This window comes from Pseudocitrobacter sp. 2023LY-00077 (assembly GCF_055796175.1).
In genome coordinates this window covers 299,815-317,876 of record NZ_JBSPEI010000003.1, presented here as the reverse complement: position 1 = coordinate 317,876, position 18,062 = coordinate 299,815, and the positions used below count along the sequence as shown (strand labels likewise).

Sequence of the window (18,062 nt, the reverse complement as noted above, 5' to 3'; positions counted from 1 at the left end):
CCTGGAAGCCTCCTCGGGGATTTCGCATCAGGCGTTCGCAATCTTTTTCGCCGGGCGGTAAAACACCGCTACAGCGCAAATGGAGGGGCGAAAGTGAAAAGGATACTACTGCTGTTCATCGCGACCGTAACGGGGGCTCAGGCAACTTGCCCTGCCTGGGCTCCCGCACGAGCGGAACGGGAAATTACACAGCTCACGGCACAAATCGCACGCTGGAACGACGAATACTGGCGGCAGGGCGCGAGCGAAGTGAACGATGGTGTTTACGATCAGCTCTCAGCGCGACTGGCGCAGTGGCAGCGCTGTTTTGGTTATGCTGAGAGCGGCGAGAGTGCGCCGCCGCGCCTGGCTTCCGGCGTTATGCATCCGGTCGCCCATACGGGTGTGCAGAAGCTGGCGGATGCGCGGGCGGTGAGTCAGTGGATGGCGGGCAAACGTCATCTCTGGGTGCAGCCTAAGGTGGATGGTGTCGCGGTGACGCTGGTTTATCACCAGGGGCGCTTGCAGCAGGCCATCAGCCGTGGCGATGGCCTGAAAGGGGAGGACTGGACTGAGAAAGCGCGGCACATTCCGGCTATCCCCAAAACGGTAACGGGCAGGCTGGCGGAAAGCGTGCTGCAGGGGGAAATATTCCTGCAACGCAGCGACCATATTCAAAAGCAGATGGGCGGCATGAACGCCCGTGCTAAGGTTGCTGGCGCCCTGATGCAACAGGGCGAAAGCAAAACGCTGGCGAACCTGGGTGCGTTTATCTGGGCGTGGCCCGATGGGCCACAACCTATGGAAGAGCGACTGACCTTGCTGAGCCAGGCTGGGTTTTCGTTAGTGCAGCGCTATTCGAAAGCCGTGACGCGGGTTGACGATATCGCAAGCTGGCGCGATCGCTGGTTTACCACGCCGCTGCCGTTTGTGACCGATGGCGTAGTGATTCGCTCAGCCGATGAGCCAGAAGGCAAACACTGGCTGCCCACGCAGGGGAGTTGGGTTGCCGCCTGGAAATATGTTCCGGCGGAGCAGGTGGCTGAGGTCAAAACCGTAAGTTTCACGGTGGGGCGCACAGGAAATATTGCCGTCGTCGCGCAGCTTTTTCCGGTGAAGCTGGATGATAAACAGGTTCAGCGGGTGAATATCGGTTCAGTCGCCCGCTGGCAAACGCTGGATATCGCCGAGGGCGATCAGGTGCTGGTCAGCCTGGCCGGGCAGGGGATCCCCCGCATCGATCGCGTGGTCTGGCGCAGTACGCAGCGTATCAAGCCCACGCCGCCTGCGCAGAAATACAATGCACTCACCTGCTTTTATGCCACGACGGGCTGCGAAGAACAGTTTATGGCGCGGCTGGAATGGCTGAGTTCAAAGGCGGTTTTTGACATTGATGGCCTGGGCCGCGCGGGCTGGAAGACGCTGCACCAGGCACAGCCTCTGGATCATCTTTTCTCGTGGCTGGAGCTGACGCCGGAGCAGCTACGCGGCACGCCTGGGTTCACGCCGTCTCGCGCGACTCAGCTGTGGCATCAGTTCAATCTGGTACGTCAGCAGCCGTTTAAGCGTTGGGTGACGGCGTTCGGTTTACCGCTGAGCAGAGCTGCGCTGGATGCGCTGGCGGATAACCGCTGGGAGACGTTGGTGTCGAGAAGTGCTCAGGACTGGCAACGCCTGCCGGGGATGGGAAACCTGCGTGCGCAGCGGATGGTGGAGGCGGTGCATCATCCGGATATTTCCCGGCTGGCGCAGTGGCTCACCAGCCAGAAAATTCCCGGATTTTAATCTCAGTGTGCGTTGTGTTTGTAATAAAACACCGGTAGACCCAGCTTCAGACGCAGTGCCAGCAGGCGGGCCGTGAAGCCAAACAGCAGGGTGGCGATCACCACGATATCCTGGTTGCTGACATAGTGTTGCAACGCAACATAGAGCACGGCGGCGGAAAACGACACGCCCGCGTAAAGCTCTTTCTGGAACACCAGAGGAATGCGTTTGCAGAACATATCGCGCAGCACACCGCCAAATACGCCGGTGACGACGGCAGCGATGGTCGCAATAACCGGGCCTTCGCCCATATCCAGCGCGATTTGCGCACCGATGATAGAGAACACCACCAGACCGAGTGCATCCAGTACCAGAAACAGTTTACGCAAATAGGGCATTACCGGGGCCACGATGGTAGTCAAAACTGCCGCTGTCGCCACGATAATCACGTATTCCGGGTGCTTTACCCAGCCCAGCGGATAATGACCTAACAGGATATCGCGCACCGAACCGCCGCCCAGCGCGGTGGCCGTCGCGATAATAATGACGCCAAAGGTATCCATGCGTCGACGCCCTGCGGCTAAAGCGCCGGTCATGGCTTCGGCGGTAATGCCGATAAGGTAAAGAACGTGCAATAACATATGAGCCCCCGAAATCGATGGCGGAAGGGTAGCGATTTGTGCGCGACGTCACGATTGAGATTTTCTAAGGTGAAGGGCTTTGGCTTAGAAAAAGTAATGGGAAAAACATGTTGAGTTGAGGTTTAACGGGGTTGTATCGATGTAATGCGGGTGTATTGGCTTAGAAAAACTAAAGTGGCCCACATGCTGTGGGCCGACTGAGCATTTATTACTCAATGTTGAATCTGTTTATTGAGTAGATGGTTTAAAGCTGCTTGTTTGCTGGTTTTTTGGTAATGCGTTTTTTTATTAGGTACACCCTTGTGTACACCGTAAAGTGATGTGCTTAAAGGCGCGTCTATTTTTTATCCAGCTTCTTGGCGGCAGATTCTAATTGTTTGATGCTTTTTTCCGGTGCGGGCAGATTCTCTGGCATTGTCCCGCCTAGCTCTTGGATTGTTTGCCTAACTTTCCGGCCGACCTCGAAGTGAGTTTCATTAGCTTTTTGCTTCGATTTAACATTATCTCTGCGGAGCTTTTCTTCTGCCTGAGTCGCTCGGAACAGGTTGGCAGCCAATTCGGTAGAACCCATGTGATCGAGTATCTTTTGGCTCTTTTTAAGCCCTTTTCGCTGATGGATAGCCTTTTGGTCTAACCCGCCATAAAGCCCCTTGTATCCGTGATTCTGGAAGATTGCAAAGTCCAGTGTTGTTTCAACACCAGCTTGCTGTGCTGCCTCGACCAATTGTTTATTGTGCTCTTTTAGTTCGTTCCTGAGAAAAAGGCGTTTCTCATCTTCGCGGAGTCGCTTGAACGTCTCATCGTCAGCTAGTTCCTGCCGCCTGGTCTGTATTGCAAAGTACGTTTGTCCCGCTGCTATAACGGGTTTGGTGGGGTCTCCGTTTTGAACGACTAAGTAGCTAGCGTACCGGGACAGTCTTATATCCTTTAGCTCCCTTTGCGCACCTGAACCAATTTTGACCATACCGAGGACATCCTCGAAATGGTCGTCAACATTGTGCCCACTGTTAAGGCACGCTTCTTTTGCTCGTTCTAAAACAGGAGTGAAATGACGATACTCTGAGTAATCCAGCAACTTTGCTAGCTCTCGTGCTGACCAATATTCCGATCCTTCGTCATCAACCTGCTTGATCTCTTCGAAAGGCTGGTGGTGCTCGTTCATTGCTCACTCCATGTATTAGCTTGATGTTTAAGGATGGCGGCTATCATTGCCGCTAATGGTAACGGCAAGACTCAATATCTCACATCCTGATTAATGTATGATAGAGGTATCCCACAATAAGGAACCTGCCAGCCATGAGAATGACCAGCCGCAAAAAAGAGATACTCAGTTACTTTGAGCCGGATAACCTCGAGTGGGTATCGGGTGAGATCGGCGCTCCGCCACTCGATGTGTCGGGCGTGGCCTACCTGCTTCACGGCATGGGATCGTTCGATAAACGACACCAGCTCGAATCAACCCGCCGCACGCTCGAAAGCATGGTTGCCGGTGGACTGCTTGAGCGAATGACAGTGTATGAATCGCGGCAGGTACGGCGCGGCGGTGAAACCAACGCAACGGTCGTGCGTTACGGTTTACCCGGTCAGTGCGCTGTTATGCGCGATACTGGCGGCGCTGATAACGCAATATCAGGCGAATATATGCGGGTCAGTTAAGAGCCTGCAATCTATCGTTGATGCTGCTCAGGTCGTAAACCCGGCGCTCAATATCCAGCATCAGGAAATTGTGGATCTCGGCCTGTTGAGGATTATCAGAATCTCTGGCCTGTAAGAGCAATTCATTGTATCCATGCAAACCACCTGAGTTTTCCGCCGGGGTGGTGCCTTTCCCGCGCAGACAGCCAATGGGCTGCTTACTAGTATCGTGTGTTCGCTTCTCCAGCACAACGAGGCAATCCCACCAGTCGCCAAAGTCATACGTGTAAACCAGCCTGTCCCCCTCATTCTGGAGCGCCGCCCATAGTGGCGTGATTGCCGCGTTACCCATGCTTTCATCCTCACCCCATACGCGATACTCGCTACCGGGATCACCTTTACGACCTTTCTCGAACATATACAGATGTTCGTCATTCCAGCCAAAAGCCAACTGGATCACCGCGTGAAGTTCACTAAAGGGGATTTGCTCTGGAACCAGCACACGCCGCCATATTGGTGGTTTGCTGTCTCGGATGGTTATCTTTAGCTGGTACATGCAAATCCTGAATAAATGCGAATCGGAAGGATAACGATACTGACGCACTCACAATTCTGTAAAGGTGAATAAAGGTAATTTGCTTAATACGCATAAGTTACATGCGGAATAATCCCGTATCTACCTGCGCGGCGCTGGCTTCCTCCACTGGTAGGCGGGTGATCGCATCATTTCGCGGAATTTGTCACGCCGGGCTATATCGGCATTAACTGAGCGTTCTATCTCCCGTTGATCTGCCGGGGTTAGCTGGTGGCCTTCGTGCTCCAGTTTGGCGGTGGTCAATAAAGCTATTTCGCGTGGTGTCATACGTCATACCCATCTGGAAGGATGAAACACGCCCGGATTAAATTTTATTTTTCGCGGGTATAAACATTCGATGAGGCGGGCAGTCCTTAAGGCTCAGGGTTGCAGAGATTTGGCCTCCCCCTCCCGGTGATAGTTTATTGCTTGATGTGGACGGCTTGCTATATTGGCGGCGAATGCAAATTGTCGCAGAAGTCTATCCCGTTCCTTGACGCCCCGTGCGGGCGTTTTGCTTTTACAAAGTCAGGCCAATGCCTCTGGCTGCTTTCCCCGTCTTACGCTCAATCACGCCCGTGATTCTATCTACTACCGGACTGAATGCCTGCCAGTAAGCCATCTCCATTGCTGACAACTCTGCCCGCTTCCTGTCAAACGTAGCCCAGCGCATCCCCTTTGGCTTCGGGAACATGCGAATGTCATTAAACAGATTATTGGTAAGGTCATTGTTGCCCCATATCGCGCATCGCTGCTGGCGTATCTTCATTCGCATCCTGTCCAGTCTGTCAGCGCTCTGGCTTTTGTAGTGGAGCTTCCAGCATTCCCGGCAGCCAATATCTTTTTTACCGATATACAGCTTTGCAGCCCGCTTCATACAGTGGGGGCAAACGTACCATTCCCGCACGCCATATCCGGCCTGCGTGGTTGTAGTGCGAATCGCCCGCGTCACGCCGTTGATTGTCATGGCGTAGCTGTCGGCTTGCCGGAAGGCATACAACGTTCCGCTTTCGGTCTGGGTATAAAGCTGTGTACCCGGTTCGGCGTCCGTCAGCCTGCGACGCATGTTCGTAAGGAATGGCAACCCTATGCGGGGCAGGTCGGTGGTATAGCTGCGTGTTCTGTCTCTCACTTTCCGATCCCTCCTCTGCGCAACGTTAGGAAATGTTAGGATTTGCGCTGCGCACTGCGCAAAATGAATACGAAATAATATGCGTATTTTACTGTAAATTGCGCACCACTTTTGTAATTTCAAATCAATAAAGCCAGTAACCGCGCGGGGTTGAGGATGGTTTGCGCATTGGTATCCGTTTCGTTTTGCGCAGATTTTTGGTGAACTGCGCAATTCGCAATTTACTGCGCCCAAAACCTTAGCAAAACTTAACATATCCGTGGTGCTACCAACTGCGAATGGACTAATCTGCGCCAGTAATATCAGTCCTCTCCGCTATTTTGCGAATTCGCATTTCGTTCTGCGCAATTTACGACGAATTCGCAATGCCGCCGTTAGAATTCGTCAGATGGTACGCACGCTGAATGCGCAGTTTTGCTGCGTACCTGACTGCGTACTGCGAACCAATGGCGCGAACCAGAATATTTTTGACAACCTAAATCACGTTCTGGCTTCCAGCCCGCGACTGGCGCGGGTTTAGCGCTACTAGGGTTTAAAATCTGTCAAGAACAGTCCAGAATTTACAGCCGTTCTGGTGCAAACCTTACTGCGAACTGTCGCACCCTTTAACACGACACAGAGTACCTCCTTCTAAATATCAGCAATCATGCCGCTGACTCTCGAGACTCTTAAGGATAGCGATAAAAAACCCGCGAAGCGGGTTTCGAATATGATCCAATATGTTAGCTAAAGAGAGCTTTTTTTCGCGCCTTCAATCTCGGCTTTGCAAATATCGTTATTAGTGAAGTTATACTGTAGAAAAATATACCCCTTCTCGGAACCGTCCGCTCTAGCTTCGATAGATACGGAGATCAGGTTATTTTTCAGTGGTTTTTCTTTAGTTCCTTTCCATTCCGCTGACAAAAACCGCTCCTTTTTATCCAAGGACATCATCCAGTATTTAGGCTCTTTCCAGATTGAACCTGATATCAAGAAATCATTTTTATCAGCTTTACCATAGATAGAGGATAGTGAGTCGCTAAGTTCCTCATATTTGGATTTTAAAGCAATGCCAAAACTATCAGTATCAATGCTTTTCCCCACTGCCCTTATTTGACATAGGCCAGCATCTGGGGAGATTAAAAGCCCATAAGCCTCAAATTCAGCATTCTTTTTCGGCAACGATGCGGATGTGTAAAGGTCAGCACTATTTGCCACAGGTTTAAGATCTTCGCCGGTCATATCCTCAATATTCTTTTTAGATAAACCAACATCTAAACCAAACGGTCCTTCGCCCGGGGGTAACAATGGTGCGTTAGTGGCTGCTGCCGATGGTTGTGGTGTTTGTTTTGCAGCAGCAACCGTATTAGCCTGCTCAGTGGGAACTTTGACCTCAGCCAATCCATACATCGCCGAAAGGTACCGCTGTTGTAGCATCGCCATTGTCTGTTCCTGAGTCGCAACAGTCGACAGTTTCAGCGCCTGGACAAGACCACCGCTGTATTGGCTTGCTTCCTTTTTGGCATCGCTGATTTGGACAGCAAGCTTATCAATTTCAGTTTTTAAAACCGCCGCCGCCTCTGGGTCTGGTTTAACACCGCTAATGGCTAAATCAATCTTAGCGCCCGACTCGATAGCGTTGATACGTTGTTCTAAAAGAGCTTTATTAGTTCCCAGCACTTCAAGCCTGGCCGTCGTGAGATTTTTGATTAATCCACCCGTGAACTGCCCCTGCTGCTCTGTTGCTGCGGCTATTTCTTTTTCCGTCTGCGAAAGCTCGCTCTTGAGATTGCTCACTTCCTGCTTTTGCTCAGGGGTTAATTCCTTTGGACCACACCCGGTTAGAAGAGTGGCAGCAATAACGCACGCTAAAATTGTTCTTTTCATGTCCCTATTCCCATTAGTGATATTCGGATAAATCCTAGCACGCAGCTAGTTACCCGTCAGTAGCCTAAGATCAAAACTGACTCAATGCTTCTATATAAGTAAAAATGTGTTGGTTCAGTTGGTTCAGTTGGTTCACTGCCCGCCAGCACGCACCAGCACTGGGTTTTGCTGAACCAACATCGGCGATTTTGTGTTGGTTCAGCGGGGCTTTCTGTTGGTTCACTGCCTGCCAGAGTGAATACCCCTATCAAAGCATGTTGGTTCAAAACGGGCATTTGTTGGTTCAGTGTTGGTTCAAAACGAAAATTAAATCCTTTATAAAACAAAAATCTTTACATATTGAACCAACTGAACTGACTGAACCAACACCCTTTTTACGCATGTGAGAAGTGCTATTCCTCTGATGGAGCGTAATCCTCTGGTTGGAAGGTCAGGACGTAAACGTTAATCTGTCGCCCGTCGATACGCGGTGATTTACGCTGATAACCACGCCCGCTGGCTGGCGGTTTCAGCATCCCGGCATTTTTCAGAACTTCGGCGAACTGCGTCGGGTTAAAGTTCTGCGCGATCTCCTTTTCGAATGCGCCGCGAAAGGTGTAGAAGATTACAGGGTCGCTATCGTGGTTCCCCTTCTGACGATACCCCGCCAGATCCTTAACGGGCATGTCGGCAGAACTGTAGGGGAACGGCGCGAAACGGCTGAACCCATACGCATTAAGAAACGCTTCCGTTTGCTCAATAATCTGCTGGTGCTCTTTGTTCCCCGTACCGAATTCACGCAACCACGCGTTGTAGCTGTGCTGTATCGCATCACGGCATGTCTGAGCATCCCATCCGGTGACAACTTCACCCAGCAACAAAGCAGCCTCCAGAATGGCAAAGCGTGCAGCCACGCGGTGAACCTGCTCGCCATAGTCGGCAGGAATAAGACTGCGCCAGCGGGCTTCACACTCACGCACGGTATCAATGGCCTGCTGCTGGTGGTCTGCCAGCCACCTGATCCACTCCCGCCCGGCAGTGCCGTGATGGTGCTGGTAAGCATCTTTCAGCGCGTCGGCGTGCTGTTTACCGTTCTGGTGTTCGTGGAAACGTACTGCCTTACTCAGCGGAATATTCAGCAGGCGCACCAGTTGCCCGGCTTTGGTCTTGCGTCCGGCGGTGGCGATGAAGGTTTCCAAGTCCATTTCACCAGTGCTGATCGCCACGGTTCGCCAGCGTTTTAAATCGCGGTTGCCACCCTCTTTTGCGCCCTGCAATTTCCCCACGCCGTTAAACAGCGCATAGGCAGACTGTGACACGCTTATCGGGTCTGCCCCCTGTCCAACTTCATCCAGGGGCATCAGCCCGTCATTGTGTGCGGCGGCTTCGTTCGCCAGCCCCAGCGCCGTGCCGTACCACGTCAGGCGCAGTAAGTCCGGGTTGCCGTATAAACTGCTCGCCACGTTCGCCGTGGTGGTTTTACCCGCGCTCGACTGTTCATAGAAGTGAATGCCGAAACCGTCAGCGCCAGCCAGCCCGATTAACGGTGCTGCCAGTGCGGCGGCAATGCCCGTCATCATCGCGTAGTTACCGTATGCCAGCCGCGCAACACTGTTACGCCAGCTCTCTGAGGTTCCCGCTACGCTGTACCCGGCGGCGGCAGAACTGCGTCCACTGAATAAAACGGGTTGCGCAGGTGCGCCGATAATTTCCCCATCCGGCATAATGTATGCCCCGCACTGCCAGCCACTAGCGTGAGCAACGCGCCACAATTCACGCGAGCCGCTACGCTGTAGCCAGTCAGCCAGAATCGCCCGCAAGCTGCTCTTGGTGGTGACGTTAACCCCGCCCGCTTTCAGGGTGCGCCATCCCTCGCGCTCGCCAATGTCAGCCAGGGGGATAGCCGCTGTTGTCGGTATGCCTGCGCCAAAGGCCAGCCAGCGCAATATCAGGTACTGATCCTTATCGTCCCGCCCGGTGCCGATAACGTCCATCGATGAGGCCAGCCAGCTTTCATTGTTGATAATCTCGCCGCTTTCCTTGTCCACCTTAGGCGTGATCCAGTAAACGCCATCTTTGCGGCTCTCAATGCGGGGTTTTAGCGGGTCTTTCTCTGGCTGGTCAGTTTTACCGCCCTCAATGGCCTGTAGTTGTGGTTTCACGCATTCTCCCTGCGGCTGGTACATCGAATCATTAAACGCAGCCGTAGCGACTTCCAGCCCGTGTTGATGGTGGTAGTCGTTCCAGTCAGCTTTGTAGTCTGTCGGCGGCACGGCAACATAGCCCGCCACGGCAGAAGCGGCTTTCTCCGCCCGTTCAGTGCCAGTATTGGGCTTGTCATCCAGTCGGTCGTTATCAGCGGCAATGATGATCTGCGCCTGTGGGTACTGCTGGCGCATAAACTCCGCCACTGGCAGCAGGTTGCCCGCATCAATGGCGCACACTGTCAGTGCGTCAGGCCGCATCAGGTGAGTAGATAAAGTCGTTGCCAGCCCTTCGGCAATGATCACCTTCTGCGGCTGTCCCGGTGCGTTAACGGCGTGATATGCCCCACGCTTTGCTGAACCTGTCAGGAGTCGTTTTTCACCCTGCGGGGTGATGGTCTGCGCCGCCACCACTGCGCCTGATTCATCCACCAGCGGCAGGAGTAACGAACCATCGGACATAACCGGGTAATTGAACCCGGTCAGCCCTTTTGATTGCAGGTAATCAGATTCGCCCTGTGTGACGTTCTGGCGCATTCCGGCATACAGACGGGTAAACGTTGCCCTTCGCTGCTCTGCGTCCTCTGCTGCCTGTTGCTGGCGCTCCTGCTCACGCTGCTGGCGGTCAGCCTCCAGTTGCTCCCTTCTCTGGCTCGCTGCCGTCTGGTCGGTTTGTGCTGCCCGGTAATCAATACCCAGCACATCAGCGGCAAGGTGCGCCGCCTCTGTTGTGTCGCAATTGTTCACCCGCTTGATTAAATCCAGCCCGTCGCCCGCGCCGCACTGATTGCAGATAAAGCTGCCGCGCCCGTTGTCGTCGAACCGGAAGCGATCCGTACCGCCACATGCAGGGCAGGGGGCATGACGGCGTGATGAATCAGGCACGTCGATAGACAGGCCAGCCAGCACATAAGGCCAGTTACCAGCGGCGGCGGTGGTCACTTCGCGGATAAGGTCGATATTACGCATTGTGTCGCTCCCTCAGTGCGCCGCTGGCATTTCAGGCCAGCCGTTTTCATCCAGATCAGCAATGAAGTGATCGTGTAGCTCTGCCAGCGTTTCACGTCCGAACGGGGTCAGCTCTCCGCGTTCCGCATCCAGCATGGCGCGGTAGAACACAATGGCGTTCTCTGTTCCTTGCTCAACGCCGTAGCGCTCAATCATTGCGCCCTCGATGTTGTTCGCCATCGCCAGCCGTTCAGCAAACGGGTAAATCACCATGCCCGCATTACCATTGGAGTAAATCGCCACCTGCGATGTTGTGCCGTCAGCCTCCGTGACGTAGGTTGTGCCGTTTTCGCGCTTCATCTCAGAAATGAACGTGGCAGCAATCAGCCAGCGCCACATAGTCAGGTTATGCTGCGCGGTGAAGTCGAACCAGCCACGCGCCCCGCCGTCAGCCACTGCAAAATGCAGGGCAAATCCTTCATCGGGTATTTCGTCATACCTGCCGCTATCGAGATGAGTTACCGCGTCTGAATAGGGAACAAGGCAAACATGCTCATACATCCCGGCATCATTGCGGGTCATGATGTTTACGCCGTCCGGTGTGGCTTCTGCGTGGAACAGGTCGGGATTTCCCGGTTTAATGGTCAGTATATTGCTCATGCTTTGCCCTCCCGTTCTGCCAATTCTTCAATCAGCCATGCGGCAACATCACCGGAAAGGCGCTTTAACAGAGTGGCGATTGCGGATACTTCGCTATCGGCAAGGTGGTGGGGGAAGTCTTCAACCAGACGGGCAATTATTTCAGTCTGGTGCGCGCGTTCTGCGACCTGCTCTAAGGTGAGTTCACGGCTCATGCTGCTACCTCCAGACGGATACGGCCTGCAAAGAAACAGACGTGATCCTGCGCCAGCGTGCGGCGGGCTTCGCGCTCAGTTTCAGCAGCAATGTGATGGATTTTGGCGGCTATTGTCGGCATATCGCGGCGAACGGCAGCGATTAACCAGATGAAATGCGGATTTTGGGTAGGGGTAGTAGCCATGATGGCAGCCTCTATACAGTGAATTTTGAATTCACCACCAAGAGACGCCAATCTCAGACTGGTGGTGAGCTGAACAAGGTTGGCGTAACCGGCCTGTATAGACACCGGCCTTCCTTTCGGAAGCCTCATCCAGCCCACCATAATTTGGGTGCGCAGGAATTTTGCCGACAAAAAAACACGCTTAGTGCGTGTCGGCACTATACAGGTTATCGGGACGCCAATCCCGACACCAGATTTTGCTGGTGCGCTATAACCATAAACCGGGTTGGCGATAGTCGGCAAGCCCTTTTTTATGGACTCCAGAAACTCACCTTCGCGCACGCGCGTACTGGTCTCGAAACTCTCCTCGTCACCACGACGAGAAAATGAGGAGCTGGCATTAGCTGGCACTGTTATGCCAGCTTTACCCTCATGCGTGTGCGCGATCCCGCGCAAGGTACACATCAGGCCAGCCAGGGGAAAGGCTTTATTCTGGACGGCGGCATTAAGCATGATTAGCCCCCAGATGTTTAGCTAACCAGCGCTGAGAGAGGCGGATTAGCTCGGCTTTACGCAGGTCATATCCCATACCCATATCAATCAGCGTAATGTTGGTACTCTCCAGGTAGGTGAGGTGTTCCAGTTGCCCGGCGTTCATGCTGTCGCGTGGTTCGCCAGTAATGCTATTCGCCTGCGCCCACTGCTTCGCTGTCATGCCACCCAAAACAATGCGGGCGATCATATTACTCTCGTTGCTGTAGTGGCGAGCCTGCGTCTGTTTACCCTGTTCTGCGCGGGCGCTTTCCAGTGCTACGCACATCGGTTTAAACAGGTTGGCGGCACCGATACGGGCTTTGAGCTGGCGGCGATACTGAGCGGCAATCTCTGGCACGCTGCGCTGTAGGGCTTCTTCACACTGAATAAAGTAACGGCGAACGGCGCGACCTTGTTCGTTTCGCTCAACCATTGCCAGTTCTTTAGCCATTCCCAGAGAAAGGCCATAATCTTTACTGCGACGGTCGCCGCCACGCTTTGTCACCCATCCGGGGCTACCCTGTTCAAAATTTGAACTTTGATTCCTGAAATCTGAGGAATCAAAAACCACGTAATCAGCACTCAGGCTAAAGCCATATTCATCAATGCGTAGTTTGATCCAGGTTGAAAAGTCGTTACCTACTCCGAGCGCTTTATGCAGTGCCTTAGCGCTAACAATACTGGCCTCACGCCCGCCAATTTGACCGGAAATAACGGGAACAATCGCGGCAAAGTCATTATTGCTATGTTCGCCCTGGCAAGTGTTGGATTGTGGGGCGGCCTCCGAATGGAATCGGCTTTTTTCGATAGTCATGTTTTCGGCTCCGTTATGCGGCGTTAAACGCGTCCGGGTAGAGGTTCAGAATGTCGGAAATATCCTGCTGAGATAACCCGTGATGTTCATTAATGGCGGCGTTATGGTTCACAAGCTGGATCACCTTGAGAACATCGCCACGGCAGGAAAAGCGGTAGCGCAGGTGTGCGCCGATACCATCCGGGTTTTTCTCGTCGATACGCTCCAGTTGAATATCAAGCTGGCGCTCCAGTTCAGACGCATAATTACGCCCGGATGAAAGACGGCAGTAGCGCAGAATATCATTTTCTGTCCATCCCTCTACGCCAGTGCGCAGCATATAGACTCGGGCGCGGTGTTTCTTTGGGGTTCGCTTAGGTACTTGTACCGGGCTGGTGGTCGGCGTAATATCAGACGTGCGAATATCTGAGTTAGCCGCCTGCTGTACGGGGCGGTTTTTCTTTTCCATTACGCCACCTTTCCCCGGCGCTCAGCCAGCCAGTTATTAATCTCTACCGCATCAAAGGCGGTCACGTTATCGGTGAGTTTTACCGGGCGCGGCAGAGTACCGTTCTTAACCCAGCGGTCAATAGTTGGCATGGAAACACCCAAAAGTTCCGGCATACGAAAACGGCGGATGTATCCAGTAGTGGGAAGTGCTGATTGTGCGGCTTGAGAGGCTGTCATATGTCCCGTAACTCCTGTGATAGCTGGTGATGGAAAGGCTATCAATAGCAGTTCACAATCTCGCCGAGTTTTAGAAAATTCCTCCGAGTTATGAGATTGTTTGCTTGAAGCTAACGGCACATCTTCATTGGCGAAAACTAACCATAATTACCTATAACCGGCTTTTTCCAACCAATCCCGTAAAGAGTCATCCGTTACGTCAGGAAATTTAACCTCATTTGCCATATGGCTTAATCTATCCATAATATTTTTGATGGAAAGCGTTTTTAGTTCGTCTTGCGTCACGCCTAGAGCATTTATTAGATAGGCAATAAATCTAGATTGCTTTGCCGTTTCCCTAATTTTTGGCTTAGCCTTAATTGATTCAGATACGGTCAATCTATCTTCTGGTAAATCTATACCTTGGACTCCACAATTGTAAATTAGCTCTATATCCTCCCTGCTTAGATAAACATCATTCATACTCAAAACAATTGGCTGAGCATCGTAGCAATACGCATAAACAGGTCTAATTAAAATATCATCTACCGACAGCACCGGGCGGTCTTCACCAACATATGGAGCGCCTAGTTTTGCAATAGGAATCGCGCAGAACAAATCTTGCGGAAAGACCATTAGCTCATCATTTTCAATTAAATACATCCCTTCCAAAACGGATGCCATACCATCAAAGTAGCCCACAAAATCCAGTGTTTTTTTATTTTTATCGATGATGAATGCGGTATCTATCATTGGCGAAGTTGGATTCAATCCGCCTCGTGAGGCTACAGGTATAAGGTCAATATATTCTTTTGAAATATCCCCATATTCATATGGGTTATCATAGTTATTCAATGTAACCGTCAGAGTACCTTCCACTGAACTTTGTTTAAATTCAATCATAGGATTCAGATGATTCATCCATGCTGAGAAGTCTGATAATTCGCACTTCAATAGTGTTGCTGCTCTGTTTAGTGAGCACCACGGTAATGGAGGGATGGAATTTTTTTCCCAGATATTACTTAATTTGCCATGTGCCATAACGTTACCTTTTACGTCATGCCTTTAAAGTGATTGAGCCAGGCGGTAAGGCTTCCCGCTTTTCACCCCGTCGGGCTAGGCTCAACCAGTTCAGTTAGTTTGCCTTTCTAATAGGCATCACGTTGTAATCCTCGCCACGTTCCAGCGCCACCAGCAGATCACACCACAACGTAAGTGCTGCTTTGCGTTCATCGAAATACTGGTAGCGGTTATAAATCCCCTCAACGCCCTTAATACGGTGATTCAGGCAGCGTTCAGCTACCACGGGATCCACACCTAACGCCGCAAGATGGGTGCGGGCAGTGCGCCGGAAGTCATGAATGGTGTAATTCGGTACGTCTGGCATTTCAGCGCGAACCTTTGCCAGCGCAACGGGTAGGGTGCTTTCCTGAATATGGGGAATCATCCGGCTTTGCATCTTTCTGGCTGGCAGCACCCATGCTGTATTACATGAGAATGTGTGAAGCTCACGTAGCCATGCTACGGCTGGTGGGGGGAGTGGTATGTCGATAGCATCGCCGTTTTTGCTGCGTTCTTCGGGTAAGTGCCAGATAGCCCCGTCTAAGTCGAACTCCTCCCAGCGGGCGGCGCATAACTCCATCTTACGCACACACAACGTCAGCAGTAGCTTGAAGGTAAGCTCGTTCTGACGGCTGAATCCCTTAGCCATACGCATAGCCTGAAACAGTCGGATTAGTTCATCACGAGTTAACCAGCGGTCACGGGCAACCTCTTTCCCCCCAGCGTCTGACACCTCAAAAGCTGAACAGGGGTTAATCTCCAGTGCGTGCCGTTTGATGCCGTAATCGAATATGCGGCGCGTCCAGCGTAGAACGTCTGTAGCGATGGTTGGCGCTCCACGGTCAACAATGCCTTTCAGCATGTCGTCAATGTGGCGGGGCTTCACGTCCTCCACCTTCATGTTACCAATGCAGGGGTTTATATCTTTGTCGATACGGCGGCGCAGAATGTCGGGGTGCTTCCAGCGCGGCAGTATCTGACGCTCAAAGTATTCAGCCGCCAGATCTGAAACGCGCATAGCGTTCATCTCTGCTTCCATCTTCGCCAGTGCTTCGGTTTTGCGCTCCTGCTTCTCTCCGGCAACGTCATAGCCCAGCGATACACGCGCCGATAATTCTTTGGCGGATTCTCTGGCTTTGGCTAATGACAGTTCAGCATAAGAGCCAATTAGCATAGCGCGGGACTTCCCGGCAAGTTTATAGCGGAATCTCCATGTAGGGATTTTGTCGGCCGCACGGTAACGCAGGTATAAACCGTTCCCATCTGCCCGCCCCTCGAATCGCTCCCCGCTCTTAATCCATGCACGGATCTGCATATCAGTCAGTTTTGGCATTTTGCGAATATCCAAACTTTGAATAGGGGGTGTACCCAAAGTGATGTACACAAACCTCATTGGGTACACCTTTGTGTACACTCTAATCATGCGCTTTGTTGCGTCGTTATGATAGCCCATGATAACAAAAAAGCCCGCTGGGTTGCGGGCTTGTTGTGATCTATGCGTCGTCTTGAATCTTGCTGATAGTTTACTCGATATTCTGAATCTGCTCGCGCATCTGCTCGATCAGAACTTTAAGCTCAATTGCAGAATTCGTTACTTCCGCATTGATGGATTTCGACGCCAGGGTATTCGACTCGCGGTTAAATTCCTGCATCATAAAGTCGAGACGACGGCCCACGGCCTCTTTCTTCTTCAGGATGTTATAGGTTTCTTTAACGTGCGCTTCCAGACGGTCGAGCTCTTCGGCAACGTCGATGCGCTGCGCCATCAGCACCAGTTCTTGCTCGAGGCGGTTATTTTCCAGCTGAACTTCGGCATCTTCCAGTTTGGCGACCAGGCGTTCACGCTGCCATTGCAGAATTTCCGGCATGTGGGCGCGCACTTTGGCGACTTCATTGCTGACGCCTTCCAGTCGCTGCTCGATCAGCGCTTTCAGCGCCTGACCTTCCGTTTCACGGGCGATGATAAAGGAATCGAGGGCTTTATCCAGCGCCGAAAGAATTTCAGTGGTAATGGCGTCCAGATCCTGTTCCTGTGCTGCCATCACGCCTGGCCAGCGCAGAATATCGACCGGGTTAATCTCGCCTTCATCGCTCTGCATTTTGACCCAGTTTGCCGCGTTAACCAGCTGTTTAGCCAGTTTCTCGTTGAGGATCAGCTCGCCCTGCGCGCTGGCGTCAGGCTCAAAACGCAGGGTGCATTCGACTTTACCGCGCGTCAGACGCGTGCGCAGACGTTCGCGGACCACCGGTTCCAGGCTGCGGAACTGTTCCGGCAGACGGAAATAGGTTTCAAGATAACGCTGGTTCACTGAGCGCAGTTCCCAGGCGGCGCTGCCCCACTGGCCCTTGATTTCATGGCGGGCGTAGGCGGTCATACTGCGGATCATAGACGTTCCTGTTTTTAAAGGAGTGATGGAGGGATTATAGCTATCCCTCACCTGCCAGGATAGGAATAACCGCCGGAAGTCCGTATAATGCGCAGCCACATTCGTTTCAAGCCGGAGATTTTATCATGCGTCCAGCAGGCCGTAGCGCTAACCAGGTGCGTCCCGTCACCCTGACCCGTAATTACACAAAACACGCTGAAGGCTCCGTGCTCGTCGAATTCGGTGAAACCAAAGTCCTGTGCACCGCCTCTGTTGAAGAGAGCGTGCCACGTTTCCTGAAAGGTCAGGGCCAGGGTTGGATCACCGCAGAATATGGCATGCTGCCGCGCGCCACGCACACCCGTAACGCGCGTGAAGCGGCGAAGGGCAAGCAGGGCGGCCGTACCATGGAAATTCAGCGTCTGATCGCGCGAGCGCTGCGTGCGGCGGTTGATCTGAAAGCACTGGGCGAGTTCACCATTACCCTCGACTGCGACGTAATCCAGGCCGATGGCGGCACCCGTACTGCGTCTATCACCGGCGCTTGTGTGGCACTGGCCGATGCGCTGAACAAGCTGGTCGCTGCCGGTAAACTGAAAACCAACCCAATGAAAGGGATGGTGGCCGCGGTTTCCGTCGGGATTGTTGGTGGTGAAGCAGTATGCGACCTTGAATATGTTGAAGACTCGGCAGCAGAAACCGACATGAACGTGGTAATGATGGAAGATGGCCGCATGATTGAGGTGCAGGGCACCGCAGAAGGCGAACCGTTCAGCCACGAAGAGCTACTTACCTTGCTGGCGTTGGCCCGAGGGGGTATCGAATCCATTGTAGCGACGCAGAAGGCGGCGCTGGAAAATTGATTATTAAGGCGACTGATGAGTCGCCTTTTTTTTGTCCG

19 protein-coding genes are annotated in these 18,062 nt (G+C 52.7%); 3 read left to right on the top strand and 16 right to left on the bottom strand.

The window, feature by feature from the left end; genetic code table 11:
* The first annotated feature begins 93 nt into the window (after positions 1 to 93).
* Positions 94 to 1,764 (top strand): NAD-dependent DNA ligase LigB, encoded by a 1,671-nt coding sequence (ligB, locus tag ACWWFX_RS05900; RefSeq protein ID WP_473223394.1) that lies wholly within the window; start codon positions 94 to 96, stop codon positions 1,762 to 1,764.
* Between the two features lie 2 nt (positions 1,765 to 1,766).
* Here the strand turns inward: ligB and ACWWFX_RS05895 are convergent, their stop codons facing one another.
* Complete coding sequence (locus tag ACWWFX_RS05895; protein ID WP_015962459.1) at positions 1,767 to 2,384, bottom strand: trimeric intracellular cation channel family protein; 618 nt, start codon at positions 2,382 to 2,384, stop codon at positions 1,767 to 1,769.
* A 337-nt stretch (positions 2,385 to 2,721) separates the two neighbouring features.
* Complete coding sequence (dinD, locus tag ACWWFX_RS05890) at positions 2,722 to 3,546, bottom strand: DNA damage-inducible protein D (protein ID WP_155019825.1); 825 nt, start codon at positions 3,544 to 3,546, stop codon at positions 2,722 to 2,724.
* A gap of 134 nt (positions 3,547 to 3,680) precedes the next feature.
* Here dinD and ACWWFX_RS05885 point away from each other — a divergent pair, with 134 nt between their 5' ends.
* A complete protein-coding gene (locus tag ACWWFX_RS05885) occupies positions 3,681 to 4,040 on the top strand; it encodes a hypothetical protein (protein ID WP_047721497.1) in 360 nt (119 codons plus the stop codon).
* On the opposite strand, the gene ACWWFX_RS05880 is transcribed toward ACWWFX_RS05885, so the two are convergent.
* The 14 genes from ACWWFX_RS05880 to ACWWFX_RS05815 all read right to left on the bottom strand — a co-directional run bounded on the left by ACWWFX_RS05880 (position 4,033) and on the right by ACWWFX_RS05815 (position 17,182).
* Entirely contained in the window at positions 4,033 to 4,575 is a 543-nt protein-coding gene (locus tag ACWWFX_RS05880; protein WP_071056516.1) for a plasmid pRiA4b ORF-3 family protein, read from the bottom strand. The two genes, ACWWFX_RS05885 and ACWWFX_RS05880, sit on opposite strands and share 8 nt — an antisense overlap.
* Before the next feature lie 120 nt (positions 4,576 to 4,695).
* Positions 4,696 to 4,881, bottom strand: a complete 186-nt coding sequence (locus ACWWFX_RS05875; RefSeq protein ID WP_071786473.1) for a hypothetical protein — start codon at positions 4,879 to 4,881, stop codon at positions 4,696 to 4,698.
* 232 nt (positions 4,882 to 5,113) lie between these two features.
* Positions 5,114 to 5,725 carry a hypothetical protein gene (locus ACWWFX_RS05870; RefSeq protein ID WP_023308800.1) on the bottom strand — a complete coding sequence of 204 codons (612 nt, stop codon included), beginning with the start codon at positions 5,723 to 5,725 and terminating at the stop codon, positions 5,114 to 5,116.
* A gap of 726 nt (positions 5,726 to 6,451) precedes the next feature.
* On the bottom strand, positions 6,452 to 7,591 hold the full coding sequence (locus ACWWFX_RS05865; RefSeq protein WP_023308801.1) for a hypothetical protein: 1,140 nt from the start codon (positions 7,589 to 7,591) through the stop codon (positions 6,452 to 6,454).
* 392 nt (positions 7,592 to 7,983) lie between these two features.
* Entirely contained in the window at positions 7,984 to 10,743 is a 2,760-nt protein-coding gene (locus tag ACWWFX_RS05860) for a TOPRIM and DUF927 domain-containing protein (RefSeq protein ID WP_023308802.1), read from the bottom strand.
* 12 nt (positions 10,744 to 10,755) lie between these two features.
* Positions 10,756 to 11,382: a hypothetical protein gene (locus ACWWFX_RS05855; RefSeq protein ID WP_023308803.1), complete on the bottom strand. Its 627-nt coding sequence runs from the start codon at positions 11,380 to 11,382 to the stop codon at positions 10,756 to 10,758.
* Complete coding sequence (locus tag ACWWFX_RS05850) at positions 11,379 to 11,576, bottom strand: hypothetical protein (RefSeq protein WP_023308804.1); 198 nt, start codon at positions 11,574 to 11,576, stop codon at positions 11,379 to 11,381. Before ACWWFX_RS05850 ends, ACWWFX_RS05855 begins: the two co-directional genes overlap by 4 nt.
* Entirely contained in the window at positions 11,573 to 12,253 is a 681-nt protein-coding gene (locus ACWWFX_RS05845; protein WP_023308805.1) for a host cell division inhibitor Icd-like protein, read from the bottom strand. Before ACWWFX_RS05845 ends, ACWWFX_RS05850 begins: the two co-directional genes overlap by 4 nt.
* The gene (locus ACWWFX_RS05840; RefSeq protein ID WP_155019826.1) at positions 12,246 to 13,088 is read right to left on the bottom strand and encodes an antA/AntB antirepressor family protein; all 843 of its coding nucleotides are present in this window, start codon (positions 13,086 to 13,088) and stop codon (positions 12,246 to 12,248) included. Before ACWWFX_RS05840 ends, ACWWFX_RS05845 begins: the two co-directional genes overlap by 8 nt.
* Before the next feature lie 13 nt (positions 13,089 to 13,101).
* A complete protein-coding gene (locus ACWWFX_RS05835) occupies positions 13,102 to 13,536 on the bottom strand; it encodes a hypothetical protein (RefSeq protein ID WP_155019827.1) in 435 nt (144 codons plus the stop codon).
* Positions 13,536 to 13,754, bottom strand: a complete 219-nt coding sequence (locus ACWWFX_RS05830) for a helix-turn-helix transcriptional regulator (RefSeq protein ID WP_032653018.1) — start codon at positions 13,752 to 13,754, stop codon at positions 13,536 to 13,538. The genes ACWWFX_RS05835 and ACWWFX_RS05830 overlap by 1 nt, the downstream gene beginning before the upstream one ends.
* Before the next feature lie 147 nt (positions 13,755 to 13,901).
* Positions 13,902 to 14,774, bottom strand: coding sequence for a hypothetical protein (locus ACWWFX_RS05825; protein WP_131824813.1), 873 nt, complete (start codon positions 14,772 to 14,774; stop codon positions 13,902 to 13,904).
* 94 nt (positions 14,775 to 14,868) lie between these two features.
* A complete protein-coding gene (locus ACWWFX_RS05820) occupies positions 14,869 to 16,188 on the bottom strand; it encodes a tyrosine-type recombinase/integrase (RefSeq protein ID WP_155019828.1) in 1,320 nt (439 codons plus the stop codon).
* Positions 16,189 to 16,318: 130 nt separating this feature from the next.
* A complete protein-coding gene (locus ACWWFX_RS05815; protein ID WP_276219138.1) occupies positions 16,319 to 17,182 on the bottom strand; it encodes a YicC/YloC family endoribonuclease in 864 nt (287 codons plus the stop codon).
* 125 nt (positions 17,183 to 17,307) lie between these two features.
* On the opposite strand from ACWWFX_RS05815, the gene rph reads away from it, so the two are divergent.
* Positions 17,308 to 18,024 carry a ribonuclease PH gene (gene rph / locus ACWWFX_RS05810; protein WP_276219136.1) on the top strand — a complete coding sequence of 239 codons (717 nt, stop codon included), beginning with the start codon at positions 17,308 to 17,310 and terminating at the stop codon, positions 18,022 to 18,024.
* Positions 18,025 to 18,062: the final 38 nt, after the last annotated feature.

Coding starts and splice junctions, on each gene's coding strand:
- ACWWFX_RS05825 (WP_131824813.1), bottom strand. CDS start 14,774: ATGGCACATGGCAAATTAAGTAATATCTGGGAAAAAAATTCCATCCCT.
- ACWWFX_RS05895 (WP_015962459.1), bottom strand. CDS start 2,384: ATGTTATTGCACGTTCTTTACCTTATCGGCATTACCGCCGAAGCCATG.
- ACWWFX_RS05855 (WP_023308803.1), bottom strand. CDS start 11,382: ATGAGCAATATACTGACCATTAAACCGGGAAATCCCGACCTGTTCCAC.
- ACWWFX_RS05865 (WP_023308801.1), bottom strand. CDS start 7,591: ATGAAAAGAACAATTTTAGCGTGCGTTATTGCTGCCACTCTTCTAACC.
- ACWWFX_RS05885 (WP_047721497.1), top strand. CDS start 3,681: ATGAGAATGACCAGCCGCAAAAAAGAGATACTCAGTTACTTTGAGCCG.
- dinD (WP_155019825.1), bottom strand. CDS start 3,546: ATGAACGAGCACCACCAGCCTTTCGAAGAGATCAAGCAGGTTGATGAC.
- ACWWFX_RS05860 (WP_023308802.1), bottom strand. CDS start 10,743: ATGCGTAATATCGACCTTATCCGCGAAGTGACCACCGCCGCCGCTGGT.
- ACWWFX_RS05845 (WP_023308805.1), bottom strand. CDS start 12,253: ATGCTTAATGCCGCCGTCCAGAATAAAGCCTTTCCCCTGGCTGGCCTG.
- ACWWFX_RS05820 (WP_155019828.1), bottom strand. CDS start 16,188: ATGAGGTTTGTGTACATCACTTTGGGTACACCCCCTATTCAAAGTTTG.
- ACWWFX_RS05815 (WP_276219138.1), bottom strand. CDS start 17,182: ATGATCCGCAGTATGACCGCCTACGCCCGCCATGAAATCAAGGGCCAG.
- rph (WP_276219136.1), top strand. CDS start 17,308: ATGCGTCCAGCAGGCCGTAGCGCTAACCAGGTGCGTCCCGTCACCCTG.
- ACWWFX_RS05840 (WP_155019826.1), bottom strand. CDS start 13,088: ATGACTATCGAAAAAAGCCGATTCCATTCGGAGGCCGCCCCACAATCC.
- ACWWFX_RS05880 (WP_071056516.1), bottom strand. CDS start 4,575: ATGTACCAGCTAAAGATAACCATCCGAGACAGCAAACCACCAATATGG.
- ACWWFX_RS05830 (WP_032653018.1), bottom strand. CDS start 13,754: ATGACAGCCTCTCAAGCCGCACAATCAGCACTTCCCACTACTGGATAC.
- ACWWFX_RS05835 (WP_155019827.1), bottom strand. CDS start 13,536: ATGGAAAAGAAAAACCGCCCCGTACAGCAGGCGGCTAACTCAGATATT.
- ACWWFX_RS05875 (WP_071786473.1), bottom strand. CDS start 4,881: ATGACACCACGCGAAATAGCTTTATTGACCACCGCCAAACTGGAGCAC.
- ACWWFX_RS05850 (WP_023308804.1), bottom strand. CDS start 11,576: ATGAGCCGTGAACTCACCTTAGAGCAGGTCGCAGAACGCGCGCACCAG.